Genomic DNA, 13377 nt, shown 5'->3' with positions numbered 1-13377 from the left:
ATCTTTAAATTATAATGGCAAATTATCATGTTTTTTTGCTGGATTAGTCTGTTTTTTTGTAGACAACTGTTGTAAAGCACGTATTATACGGAATCGAGTATTCCTCGGTTCAATAACATCATCTATATAACCATATTTAGCTGCATTATAAGGATTAGCAAAAACTTTTGTATACTCATCTTTTTTTTCTGTCAATACTTTTTCAGGGTTATCCGAATCTTTAGCTTCTTTTGCGTAGAGAATCTCTACGGCCCCTGCACTACCCATTACGGCAATTTCGGCACTTGGCCATGCGTAGTTCATATCCCCTCGTAATTGTTTGCAACTCATTACAATATGAGCACCCCCATAAGATTTACGTAAAGTAACAGTCACCTTGGGAACAGTCGCTTCCCCATATGCATAAAGTAACTTAGCTCCGTGAATAATTACACCCCCATACTCCTGACCTGTCCCAGGAAGGAATCCCGGTACATCTACTAATGTAACAATAGGAATATTAAAAGCATCACAAAAACGCACAAAACGAGCAGCTTTTCTAGACGCATTGATGTCTAATACTCCTGCCAATGTTTTGGGTTGATTTGCAACAATACCAACTGAACGACCATTAAACCGAGCAAAACCAATAATAATATTACAAGCATAATCTGCATGTACTTCCAAAAATTCACCCTTATCCACAATTGATCCTATCACTTCATACATATCATAAGGCTTATTTGGACTATCTGGGATTATTTCATTTAAAACCTCATCTAAACGATCGATAGGATCGTCATTTGGAACAATAGGGGGCTCTTCCAAATTATTTTGAGGAAGGAAACTTAGCAATTTACGAATAAGTACAATTCCTTCTTCGCAACTTTCCACGACAAAATGCGAAACACCAGAACGACTTGCATGTACATCTGCTCCTCCTAGTTGCTCTTGAGTTACATCTTCTCCTGTAACAGTCTTTACAACCTTTGGTCCTGTAAGAAACATGTAACTTGTTCCTCTGTCCATAATTATAAAATCAGTCAAAGCTGGGGAATAAACAGCTCCACCAGCACAAGGACCAAGTATAGTAGAAATCTGAGGTATCATCCCAGAAGCAAGAATATTACGTTGAAATATTTCAGCATAACCTGCTAAAGCATTAATACCTTCTTGTATTCGAGCCCCTCCCGAATCATTCAAACCAACAACAGGAGCTCCCATTTGCATAGCTAAATCTATCACTTTACAGATTTTTCCTGCCATTGTTTCAGATAACGAACCCCCAACAACCGTAAAGTCTTGAGCAAAAATATATACCAAACGCCCCGCAACCGTACCATATCCAGTGACAACGCCATCACCAAGAAAGGTCTTTTCCCTCATTCCAAAATTAACACACCGATGCTGTACAAACATATCTAATTCTTCAAAACTTCCTTCATCAACCAACATCATAATACGTTCGCGAGCAGTGTGTTTGCCTTGTGAATGTTGCTTATCTATAGCTTTCTCCCCACCACCCAACCGAGCTTTCGTTCTTAATTCAATAAGTTCTCTTATCTTATCTAATTGATTACTCATAAAACCTTTTTAATCACTATTTTAATTAAAGATAATACTCTTACACCTATAGAGTTAACTCTATACAACTCTTACTGACATAATTCTGTTAATATATTCCTTGTTGATTTCGGATGCAAAAAAGCTATTTTCAACCCTTCAGCACCTTTACGAGATAACTTATCTATCACTTGAACACCTTTTAATTCCACTTCAATTAATGCAGTATCTATATTCGGAACAGCAAATGCAATATGGTGTATCCCTTCTCCTTTTTTCTTAATAAACTTTGCGATAGTAGATTCATCAGAAATAGGTTCTAACAATTCAATTTTTGTTTCTCCTACTTTAAAAAACGCGGTCCTTACTTTTTGATTTACTACTTCTTCTATACTATAACATTTTAATCCTAATATCCCTTCATAATAAGGAAGACTGTCCTTAATATTTTTCACAGCAATCCCAATATGCTCAATGCGAGAAATATCCATAAAACAACAATTTAATTATTAATTAATACACTTTTATAAAGTGAAGTCGTAAAATTACCATTTTTCATTCACATTAAGGAATTTAATTCCAACTGTTTTCATCTAATATTTTCATATCTTCAAGTGAACAAATAGAGACACTAGCCTTTCCTACATCACTTATTACACGTGGATGGTCAGCATCATATCCTCGATGAGTTTCCAAGTCAAAAGCAACCGACTTTCCTTACTAAGTACTAAATTTAAATTTTAATAAATCACCCTTCCCAAATCGTTTAGAAGTATCCAAACGAAGGAAGATAAACAAAAGGATTGTAAAAGACCACAAAGAAGATCCTCCATAACTAAGAAACGACAAAGGGATACCAATCACCGGAGTAATACCAAGTACCATACCTATATTAATGGCAAAGTGAAAAAAAATAATACAAGCAACCGAATAACCATATACGCGAATAAAAACACGTTGTTGCTTTTCCGCCAACCATACCAAACGTATGATTAAAATCAAAAATAAGACTAATACTGTAACAGAACCAATAAACCCCATCTCTTCACCAAGTGTACAAAAAATAAAATCAGTTTCCTGTTCTGGTACATACTTTAACTCGGTTTGAGTGCCTCTTAGATAACCCTTGCCTTTAAAACCACCAGAACCAATAGCTATTTTGGATTGATTCACATTATACCCGGCACCTCTTGGATCATCTATTATTCCCAATGCTACTTGTACACGATTTTTTTGGTGAAGTTCTAATACATTGTCAAAAATATAATCAGTAGAATATAAAAAGGAGAAAGAACCAATGATAAACAGAACAATCCATAGATAAATAGAAAATCTATTCTTCATGAATAGAAATAAAAAATAGAAACAGATAGAAACAAAAAAGGATAAAATAATCCAATATACATTAAAACTTGTAAACAAAAACATCGATATGGAAACAACGGTGGTTCCTAAAACAGCACAAAATAAATATTTTACATGCTTCAGTTCTCTTGAATAATTGTACTGTAACAAAAGACCCATAACACAAAAGATAATAAATCCCATCCCTAATAACTCACCACAAGAAATACTCGATACTACAACGAATGGGAAACGAACAACCAAAACAAAAATCAAAGCAGCAGAAAAACCAATAAGTAATATCTTGCCAGACATCCCTTCACGATAAAAGACCAAAAAGAAAACAAAAAAAACTAAAGCAGAACCTGTTTCTCGTTGTAACAAAATCAATGAAATAGGTAAAAAAACCAAACCTAATAAACTTATTATACTTCGTTTCTTTGATATATCAAACTGATATCTACCCATTACCTTTGCCACGGCTAAAGCGGTAGCGAACTTAGCAAACTCAGCTGGCTGTATCCTTACAGCTCCTAATGTAAGCCATGAACAAGAACCTTTAATAGGTGTTGCCACAAACACAGTAACTATCAACAAGAGCATAACGGCAATATATATACCAAAAGCAAATACTTCATACCAATTACCCTCTATCATCAATAACACAAAAGCAATACACAAAGAAGAAAGTATCCAAACCATTTGCATACTTGCTCGATTTGAAAAATCAAATCTACCAGTATTACATTCATAACTGGCTGCATAAATACAAAACCACCCTATTAGCACTAATACCAGGTAAACTCTGACAGTCAACCAATCAAGAGTATTCCAAACACTATTTTTTCCGTACAACACGTCGTAAGATTACCATATTTTTGATACTATTTTCTATCCATTCATCACTACATGGAATCGTATCTTTAAGATATTTTTGAATCATCAATCTACCTATAGGAACTGCACAAGAAGTACCAAAACCTCCATTCTCAATAAACACAAGAATAGCTATCTTAGGATTATCCATAGGTGCAAAACCCATAAAAATAGAATGGTCCCTCCCGCTATTTTGAGCAGTACCAGTTTTACCACACACAGCTATATCTGGAATATTAGCCAAACTACAGGTCCCATTTGTTACAGCTAAACGCATCCCTTCTATAATTGGCGAATAATGTTGCGATTCTACACCTGTATAATGAGGACATAAATATATCCCATCCAATTGAGCATTCGATATTTTTTTGACAACATGAGGTATATAAAAATAGCCTCTATTAGCAATAGTAGTAGCTAAATTACATATCTGAATAGGTGAAAGTGCAACTTCTCCCTGTCCAATAGCAATAGAAATAACCGAAAATACATTCCAATTTTTTCTATACATTTCGTCATAATATTGACTATTCGGTATCATCCCTCTCCTTTCTCCAGGCAGATCCACTCCTAAAGGATAACCAAAACCCTGTAATACCATAAAATCTCTCCATTTGTCTATAGCATTCCGCATAGAACCGTACTTTTTATTTTCAATCATAGCTTTTAATCCCCAACAAAAATAAGAATTACAACTCGTTCCAATAGCTGATGCTAAAGTTAAAGGCGAATCATGACTATGACATGCTGGACGCCCTCTACCAATTGGCCATCCATTGTGACAAGAATACACTGTATTGGAGGTGATAATCCCTTCTTGCAAAAAAGCCAAACCTTGTGCCATTTTAAAAGTGGAACCTGGAGGATAACTTCCACTTAAAGCTCTGTTAAATAATGGTTTATAAGGATTTTGAACTAAACTAGCAAAAGATTTGCCGAATTGTTTCCCAACTAAAATAGAAGGGTCGTAAGTGGGAGAAGAAATCATACAAAGAATCTCTCCTGTTTGAGGCTCTATCATAATAATTGTTCCCAATTTATTACGCATCAATTCTTCCCCGTATGTTTGTAAATCGATATCAATAGAAAGGGTCAAATTTTCCCCTTGTGTCGGAACAATATCATGTACACCATTTTCATATTTCCCTTCAATATATCCTTTAGCATTACGTAACAATATTTCAAACCCCTTTTTACCCCTCAAATGTTCTTCATAAGAACATTCAACCCCTGTTTTTCCAATATAATCACCAACCTGATAATAAGAATCATTAACAATATTTTGTCTATCCACTTCAGAAATATAACCCAACACATGAGATGCATAAGGATAAACATATTTTCTAATAGCCCTCTTTTGAACATAAAATCCTGGAAATTTATATGTAAACTCTTGAAAAATGCTACATTCTTTGTTCCCTAGTTGATCTAAAAAAACTTGCAATGTATAAGGAGAATAACCCGGATTTTTGTACTTATCTTTTATATCCTCCAATCTCTTCCGACATTCCTCCAAACTAATATTTATTGCTTTACAAAGAGCTATTGTATCTAAATTACTGATTTCCTGCATAACTGCCTTAAGCTCATATGCAAATTGATTATAGACAAGCAATTTCCCCTTACGATCATAAATCATACCTCGTGATGGATATCTTACTTGTTTTAGAAAAGCATTACCATATGCCCAATCCTTATACTTGGGACTAAGTAGCTGTAATCTAAAAAGCTGTATAACATAAACGAGTACAACTATGCAAACACTCACAATCATGAATACCTTGCGAGTATCCAAATAATATTTATTTATCCCCATTAGCTTTCAAGCTTTCAGTTCAGTAGCAACATTTAATCCTATCAAAGGCAAAAATAAGAAGCATTGTAAGAACAAAACTTCCAACAACACGAAAAATAAGCGACAAAGGATTAGATAAAGATGAAGATTCAGCAAAACATAAAACAATTTGATGCAACAAGGTCATCGAAGCTGAGTAGTATAAGTAATAAAAAAATCCAAATTCTCCAAAATTAACTACTGAATGACAATAATTTTCAAACAAACTATTCGGTACAAATAACTGTAAAAGATAAAACCTTAAAAACCCAACAATTACGCAAGCAAACATATTTAATCCTAATGTGCAATTAAATGTATCAATACACAATCCAATTAAAGCAGAGAGAAGCAAAACAAAACTCCTGTTCATATTCCATGGCAATTGAATAACAAAATAAATATAAAGCAATGGAATAGCACATCCAAAAAGATGTATCTTATCGAATAAACACACTTGTAAGAAAACAAGTACAAAGAATAATAGTAATTGTTTTATTACCGAATACATTATCCTCATAAGCCTTGATACAATTATTGAACAATAATTTTTCGTATGTCATTTTGTTCTTTTTGATATACGTTTTTCACAATTAACACTTCGTTCAAATTTCCAAAATCGATAAAGAATTTTACCTTAAGGGTACTATAAATATCATTTTTTTTCTTTTGCAAACCCGTGACAATTCCTACAGGAATTCCTTCAGGAAATATTGCAGAATAACCACTTGTAATAATGGTATCCCCTATTTTAATAGGTACATAATTAGGAAATTCCGTTAAACAAGTATATCGTGAATCTTTTCCATCCCATATCAGTGGGCCAAAATGATCATTATTTTTTATTTTGCAACTTAATTTTAATTGAGGATTCAAAAGTGAAATAACTTCTGAAAAATGAGGAGATGTACTTATTACAATTCCCACAATTCCATTGTAAGAAACAACTCCCATATCTGATTCTATACCATTTTCAGAGCCTTTGTTAAGGATTATATAATTCTCTTTCCTAAGAATACTATTATCAACAACTCTAGCAGGAATAAATTGGTAAACAATAGCATGCAAAGAATCTATGTTGATTGAAGTCGTTTGAATTGAATCTTTTATTAGTTCTAAAATATTTTTATACTTGTAAATTTCCGTTTCCAACTCAGATACTTTTCTCATTAATTCGGCATTAGTAACGTTCAAATTAATATAAGATTGAAAGACATCGACTATAGAATAAAATCGCCCTAATACTTCTCGAACTACAACAAAATATCTACTCCGTTGCATCTGATTATTATTAATGATCAAAATAACAGAGAAAACTAATAGTAATAAAAAAAGTACCCAATGAACGTTTCTTAGAAAAAATCGGAATAAATTTCTCAATTACCGTATTAAAAAGTTGAATTTATTAATATTCTTTAAAGCTATACTTGTTCCTTTTGCAACTGCATGTAAAGGGTCTTCAGCAATATGAAAAGGAATATTAATTTTATCTCCAAGACGCTTATCCAAGCCTTTCAAAAGAGCACCTCCCCCAGTAAGATAAATTCCATTATGAACAATATCAGCATACAATTCAGGAGGTGTATTTTCTAATGTGTTTAGCACTGCTAATTCAATTTTAGAAATTGATTTATCCAAACAATGAGTAATCTCCTGATAAGAAACAGGAACTTCCATCGGAAGGGCAGTCATACGATTAGGACCAAATACAATATAATCTTCAGGAGGATTAGCTAAATTTGCCAAGGCTGAACCCACATTAATCTTTATCAACTCGGCGGTACGTTCTCCAATTTTTATATTGTGCTGTCTCCCCATGTATTCCAAGATATCAGTAGTTAAATCATCCCCTGCAAGACGAATAGACTTATTAGAAACAATTCCTCCTAGAGAAATAACAGCTATTTCAGTAGTCCCACCTCCTATATCTACAACCATATTGCCCTCCGCAGCCTCCACGTTTAATCCAATACCAACAGCTGCTGCCATTGGTTCATAAATCAGGTATACGTCACGTATACCTGCATGTTCAACAGAATCACGCACTGCACGGATTTCTACCTCCGTACTCCCCGAAGGAATACATATAACAATACGCATAGATGAAATAAAAAAATTGCCTTTGCAATTAGCCATCTTGATCATCCCCCTTATCATTTGCTCCGTAGCATAAAAATCAGCAATTACCCCGTTTCGAAGCGGACGTATGGTTTTTATGTTACTATGTGTTTTCCCCTGCATTTTTTGTGCTTCAGAACCAATCGCCAAAGGCTTCCCAGTACGATCATTAAAAGCAATTACCGAAGGTTCGTCGACTACAATCTTGCCATTATAAATCACAACAGTATTCGCCGTACCTAAATCTATCGCTATTTCTTTTGTAAATGAAAATAAACCCATATGAAACTAATGTTTAAAATGGCGAATATCCGTTACTACCATTGCCATACCTTGTTTATCGCAATATTCTATGGATAAATTGTCCTTTATCGAGCCACCAGGCTGTATAACCGCTTTAATCCCTGCTTTATAGGCAATTTCTACACAATCAGAAAAAGGGAAAAAAGCATCAGAAGCCATTACTGCCCCTACTAAATCAAAATGAAAAGTATTGGCTTTTTCAATTGCTTGCTTCAAAGCATCAACACGAGAAGTTTGTCCTACTCCACTTGCATAAAGTTGTTTATTTTTTGCCAGTACAATTGCATTCGATTTTGTATGTTTAACTAATTTATTAGCAAATAACAAATCTTCAACTTCTCGTCTAGAAGGTACTTGAATAGTCACTGCCTTCATATCATCTTCTGTCTGAACACTTGTATCCTTATCTTGTACCAAGACACCATTCAACAAAGAACGAAATTGAACAACCGTTTGGGAGCTTTGCTTTTTTTGAAGCAAAACGATCCGATTTTTCTTTTGCTTCAAAATTTCCAACGCATCACTTTCGTAAGCCGGAGCAACAATTACTTCAAAAAAAATCCTATTAATCTCCTCCGCAACAAGCTTGTCAATTTTTGCATTACAAATCAAAACCCCTCCAAAAGCAGAGATAGGATCACCTTCTAATGCTGCTAACCAAGCTTCTTGCACAGTAGGACGAGAGGCAATACCGCAAGCATTATTATGCTTCAATATAGCAAAAGTCAATTCACTAAATTCAAACATCAAATCAGTTGCAGAATTAATATCTAATAAGTTATTGTAAGAAATTTCTTTCCCATGTAATTGCTCAAAAATACAATTGAAATCACCGTAGAAAGCACCTTTTTGATGAGGATTTTCTCCATAACGTAGCGTTTTTATATCATTAAAACTTTGCCTAAAGTAGGTTCCTCCGTTTGCATCAAAATAATTGAAAATAGCTGTATCATATTCTGACGAAACAGCAAACGCTTCTTTAGCAAACCACTTCCTTTCCTCTACACTAGAAGATACTCCATGTTTATTAAGTATTTGAATTAAAGCAGCATATTGAAATTTAGATGCAACAACAAGTACATCCTGAAAATTTTTAGCTGCTGCTCGAATAAGAGAAACGCCCCCTATATCTATTTTTTCAATAATTTCTTGCTCTCCGTCCCCAGATGCCACAGCTATTCGAAAAGGATACAGATCTACTATAACTAAATCCATCTCTAAAATGCTATATTGATTCATTTGCTCCTTATCTGCTGTTATATTACGACGACCAAGTATCCCACCAAATACTTTAGGATGCAAAGTCTTTACACGACCACCAAGTATAGAAGGATAACCTGTTAAACTCTCAACAGACCGACAAGGCAACCCTAATGATTCTATAAATTTCTGCGTCCCTCCAGTGGAATATAGGTCAACGTTCTCCTTATGTAATTTCATTAAAATTTCATCTAATCCATCCTTATCGTACACAGAAATAAGAGCATTCTTAATCTTTTTAAGCGCAAACATAAAATCATAATTTTTCATTAAACTCTCTAGGGAATACAAAATTAAACAATACTTTTGAAAATAGTGATAGTAAAAAAGAATGTATCCTCATTTATGTATCCTCATTTGAAAAATAATCTCATAAAATTTCTTGAATAAATTTTACTTTAAAATTGTATATGAAAGAAAAAATATTAGTTACAGGTGGAACAGGATATATTGGTTCACATACTACAGTAGAATTACTAAACGCAGGATATGAAGTAATCATAGTGGACAATTTATCCAATTCCAATTTGGAAGTGATAAATGGAATAAAAAGAATTACAGGTATTCATGTCGCATTCGAAAAGATAGATTGCATCTGCCTAAATGGCCTAGAAAAAGTTCTAAAAAAACATTCTGAAATTAAAGGGATTATTCATTTTGCAGCAAAAAAAGCTGTAGGCGAATCTGTTCAAAAGCCTCTGTTCTATTATAAAAATAACCTTATCTCACTAATTAATATTTTAGAATTAATGCCCAAATATAAAGTAGAAGGAATCGTATTCTCTTCTTCCTGTACGGTCTATGGTCAACCTAAACATCTACCAGTAGATGAGAATACACCCATCCAACCTGCCTTGTCTCCATATGGAAACACAAAACAAATCAACGAAGAAATTATTTGTGACAATATTACAGCGGGTGCTTCTTATAAAAGCATAATTTTACGATATTTCAACCCAATAGGAGCACATCGGTCAGCTGAAATTGGAGAGCTATCCAATAGAATTCCTCGAAATTTAGTGCCATTCATCATACAAACAGCTATGGGTATAAGAAACGAGATATCTGTTTTTGGTAATGACTATAATACCCTGGATGGTTCTTGTGTTCGTGACTATATTCACGTAGTGGATTTAGCAAAAGCTCATGTGATTTCTATGGAAAGAGTGCTAAATAACAAATCCAATTCTCGATTGGAATATTTCAATTTAGGAACGGGTAAAGGAACATCCGTGCTAGAAATGATTAATACTTTTGAAAAAACTATCGGCATAAAAGTTCCCTATAAGATTGCAGAAAGACGCAAAGGTGACATTGAACAAATTTGGGCGAATCCTCTTCGTGCCAACAAAATTCTGGGATGGAACGCTAAAGAAACCATCGAAGAAGCATTAAAATCGGCGTGGAAATGGCAACTAAAACAAAAACATTTTTGACTCTTGATTAAAGAAAAATTCTCTCAACTTGTCTTAAATATTTCCAAATACAGCATCAATTTGTCCAGAACTTAATATCCCTAATTTATCATAACTTTTTATACATCAATATAATATAAAAAACAGAAAAGGAATTGACTTCATACTATAGAGTCAGATAAATAAATTTTATGGCATATGACATAGAGAATTTCATTTTATATAGTAATTTTGATCTTTCACTTAAAAGTTACTACTTTGTACAGGCAAAGTGTATCTAAAAAATAAAAAAATATTTAACTTCTTTAATGAAAGATTTATGTCAAATTTAAGATTTGAAGCAATAAAAGAAGCTTTTAAGAAAAAAGCAGTGGAAGTTTCAGCTCCGTCACCAATAATTTCTGATTATTTTGGGAAGTATGTATTTTCTAAAGAACAGATGGTTCAATACCTATCCAAAGAAACATTAAAGATGCTTACCAATGTCGTTGAAAGAGGAGCGACTCTAGACCGCGAATTAGCAAATCATATAGCCGCCGGAATGAAAAGGTGGGCGATAGAAACGGGGGCTACTCATTACACACATTGGTTTCAACCCTTAACAGAGGGGACAGCACAAAAACACGACTCATTCATTGAATATTCAGGGAGACCAGGAAGCCACGTAATAGAAGAATTTTCAGGGAAACTATTAGCACAGCAAGAACCAGATGCTTCCTCCTTTCCAAGTGGGGGAATCCGTAATACATTCGAGGCACGTGGTTATACAGCATGGGACCCTTCTTCTCCTGCGTTTATTATTGATGATACACTTTGCATTCCTACAGTTTTTATATCCTATACAGGTGAAGCTTTAGACTACAAAACTCCACTGTTGAAATCTTTGAATGCGATAGATAAAGCTGCTACCGAAGTTTGCCAATATTTCGACTCTTCCGTTAAAAAAGTATTCTCTTATTTAGGTTGGGAGCAAGAATATTTCTTAGTAGACGAAGGTTTGTATGCAACCCGTCCGGACTTAGTACTAACAGGACGCACATTAATGGGACACGAATCAGCGAAAAATCAACAATTGGAAGATCATTATTTCGGATCTATACCAACACGTGTACAAGCTTACATGAAAGATTTAGAATTTGAAGGGTATAAGTATGGGATTCCCTTAAAAACCAGGCACAATGAGGTCGCTCCCAATCAATTTGAGTTAGCTCCCATTTTTGGAGAAACTAACTTGGCTGTAGACCAAAATCTATTAATTATGTCTATCATGAAAAAAGTTGCCCGCCATCATGGTTTTCGTTTATTACTACATGAAAAGCCATTTGCAGGTATCAATGGTTCAGGAAAGCATAACAATTGGTCATTGGGAACGGATACTGGTATAGGTCTTTTGATGCCTGGCAAAACTCCAGAAGAGAACCTACAGTTCATCACCTTTATAGTAAATATCTTACTAGCAGTATATAAGCACAATGCTTTACTGAAAGCATCTATTATGACGGCTCAAAATGCCCATCGACTAGGAGCTAATGAAGCACCCCCTGCCATTATCTCTGCATTTTTAGGAAGCCAAGTTTCAGCGGTGTTAGGTAAATTAGAAAGCAGTAATAGTGAAGATGCCATTATATTGGATCCAAAACAAGGAATGAAATTAGGTATTGCAAAAATTCCCGAAGTACTTTTAGATAATACAGATCGTAATAGAACTTCCCCATTTGCTTTTACTGGTAATCGATTTGAATTTCGTGCAGTAGGATCTTCGGCTAATTGCTCTTCGGCTATGATTGTTTTAAATTCTATCGTTGCATCTCAACTTGCCGAATTCAAAAAAACAGTAGACGCTAGAATTACAGCGGGTTCAACTAAACACAAGGCTATTTTTGATGTATTAAAAAAATATATTAAAGAGGCAAAACCGATTTGTTTCGATGGAAATGGCTACAGTAACGCATGGAAAATCGAAGCTAAAAAACGAGGGTTGGACGATGAGACAAGTGTCCCTCTTATCTATGATGCCTATACAAAGCCAGAATCCATAGCATTATTCGAGAATGTAGGTGTTTTCAGTGAAAGAGAATTACATGCTCGTAATGAAGTAAAATGGGAAACTTATACTAAAAAAATTCAAATTGAGGCCCGTGTATTGGGCGATTTGGTACTAAATCATATTATCCCAGTTGCAACAAAATATCAATCTTCTTTACTTGATAATGTCCATAAAATCTATCAGATTTACGAAAAAGAAAAAGCTGCTGAACTATCGGCTCATAATACAAGTATTATAGAAGAAATTTCTGAAAGAATTGCTATTATCAAATTAAAAACTCTAGAACTAGTTAATACACGTAAAAAAGCAAATGCAATAGAAGACGAGAGAGGAAAAGCAATAGAGTATCATGATAAAATAATCCCATTCTTTGATGAAATCCGTTATCATGTCGATAAATTGGAACTATTAGTCGACGATGAGTTGTGGACATTACCAAAATACCGTGAATTACTTTTCATAAGGTAAAACTTTTTACTATAACAAACATTGATTTAAGACAAATCAAATAACAAAGATTGAAGATAAAAAAATGGCATCAGAAGTGTCTTTTTCTCTGTCATTCTCTATTGTCGGAGTATACAGCTCTTTGAGGTGAAATGTATGGGTTAGGTACGGTAGTGGTGGGGGATTGTCTT

10 protein-coding genes and 1 pseudogene are annotated in these 13377 nt (G+C 34.2%); 2 read left to right on the top strand and 9 right to left on the bottom strand.

The window, feature by feature from the left end:
• Window positions 1-9: 9 nt before the first annotated feature.
• From CFPG_RS03060 to purH, 9 genes and pseudogenes are all read right to left on the bottom strand, one after another.
• Entirely contained in the window at window positions 10-1563 is a 1554-nt protein-coding gene (locus CFPG_RS03060; protein WP_012573554.1) for an acyl-CoA carboxylase subunit beta, read from the bottom strand.
• 71 nt (window positions 1564-1634) lie between these two features.
• Complete coding sequence (gene mce, locus CFPG_RS03055) at window positions 1635-2033, bottom strand: methylmalonyl-CoA epimerase (RefSeq protein WP_012573553.1); 399 nt, start codon at window positions 2031-2033, stop codon at window positions 1635-1637.
• A 103-nt stretch (window positions 2034-2136) separates the two neighbouring features.
• Window positions 2137-2259, bottom strand: a pseudogene (locus tag CFPG_RS05515) (methylmalonyl-CoA mutase family protein); the annotation flags it as partial.
• 3 nt (window positions 2260-2262) lie between these two features.
• Window positions 2263-3744: a rod shape-determining protein RodA gene (rodA, locus tag CFPG_RS03050; protein WP_012573552.1), complete on the bottom strand. Its 1482-nt coding sequence runs from the start codon at window positions 3742-3744 to the stop codon at window positions 2263-2265.
• Entirely contained in the window at window positions 3725-5578 is a 1854-nt protein-coding gene (locus CFPG_RS03045) for a peptidoglycan D,D-transpeptidase FtsI family protein (protein WP_012573551.1), read from the bottom strand. Before CFPG_RS03045 ends, rodA begins: the two co-directional genes overlap by 20 nt.
• A gap of 19 nt (window positions 5579-5597) precedes the next feature.
• On the bottom strand, window positions 5598-6116 hold the full coding sequence (locus tag CFPG_RS03040; protein ID WP_012573550.1) for a hypothetical protein: 519 nt from the start codon (window positions 6114-6116) through the stop codon (window positions 5598-5600).
• A 14-nt stretch (window positions 6117-6130) separates the two neighbouring features.
• Window positions 6131-6976 (bottom strand): rod shape-determining protein MreC, encoded by an 846-nt coding sequence (gene mreC / locus CFPG_RS03035; protein WP_012573549.1) that lies wholly within the window; start codon window positions 6974-6976, stop codon window positions 6131-6133.
• A complete protein-coding gene (locus tag CFPG_RS03030) occupies window positions 6977-7996 on the bottom strand; it encodes a rod shape-determining protein (protein WP_012573548.1) in 1020 nt (339 codons plus the stop codon).
• A gap of 6 nt (window positions 7997-8002) precedes the next feature.
• Window positions 8003-9529, bottom strand: coding sequence for a bifunctional phosphoribosylaminoimidazolecarboxamide formyltransferase/IMP cyclohydrolase (gene purH, locus CFPG_RS03025; RefSeq protein ID WP_012573547.1), 1527 nt, complete (start codon window positions 9527-9529; stop codon window positions 8003-8005).
• Window positions 9530-9687: 158 nt separating this feature from the next.
• On the opposite strand from purH, the gene galE reads away from it, so the two are divergent.
• Both galE and CFPG_RS03015 read left to right on the top strand, forming a co-directional pair.
• Entirely contained in the window at window positions 9688-10713 is a 1026-nt protein-coding gene (gene galE, locus CFPG_RS03020) for a UDP-glucose 4-epimerase GalE (protein ID WP_012573546.1), read from the top strand.
• 298 nt (window positions 10714-11011) lie between these two features.
• On the top strand, window positions 11012-13207 hold the full coding sequence (locus CFPG_RS03015; RefSeq protein WP_012573545.1) for a glutamine synthetase III: 2196 nt from the start codon (window positions 11012-11014) through the stop codon (window positions 13205-13207).
• The last annotated feature ends 170 nt before the right edge of the window (window positions 13208-13377 follow it).

It is taken from the genome of Candidatus Azobacteroides pseudotrichonymphae genomovar. CFP2 (genome assembly GCF_000010645.1).
Classification (GTDB): domain Bacteria; phylum Bacteroidota; class Bacteroidia; order Bacteroidales; family Azobacteroidaceae; genus Azobacteroides; species Azobacteroides pseudotrichonymphae.
This window is presented reverse-complemented; position numbering and strand designations above follow the sequence as displayed.

What these genes read in the sequence shown, in the direction of transcription:
- CFPG_RS03060 (WP_012573554.1), bottom strand. Translation starts at nt 1,563, where the DNA reads ATGAGTAATCAATTAGATAAGATAAGAGAACTTATTGAATTAAGAACG.
- purH (WP_012573547.1), bottom strand. Translation starts at nt 9,529, where the DNA reads ATGTTTGCGCTTAAAAAGATTAAGAATGCTCTTATTTCTGTGTACGAT.
- galE (WP_012573546.1), top strand. Translation starts at nt 9,688, where the DNA reads ATGAAAGAAAAAATATTAGTTACAGGTGGAACAGGATATATTGGTTCA.
- CFPG_RS03045 (WP_012573551.1), bottom strand. Translation starts at nt 5,578, where the DNA reads ATGGGGATAAATAAATATTATTTGGATACTCGCAAGGTATTCATGATT.
- CFPG_RS03040 (WP_012573550.1), bottom strand. Translation starts at nt 6,116, where the DNA reads ATGAGGATAATGTATTCGGTAATAAAACAATTACTATTATTCTTTGTA.
- CFPG_RS03030 (WP_012573548.1), bottom strand. Translation starts at nt 7,996, where the DNA reads ATGGGTTTATTTTCATTTACAAAAGAAATAGCGATAGATTTAGGTACG.
- mce (WP_012573553.1), bottom strand. Translation starts at nt 2,033, where the DNA reads ATGGATATTTCTCGCATTGAGCATATTGGGATTGCTGTGAAAAATATT.
- CFPG_RS03015 (WP_012573545.1), top strand. Translation starts at nt 11,012, where the DNA reads ATGTCAAATTTAAGATTTGAAGCAATAAAAGAAGCTTTTAAGAAAAAA.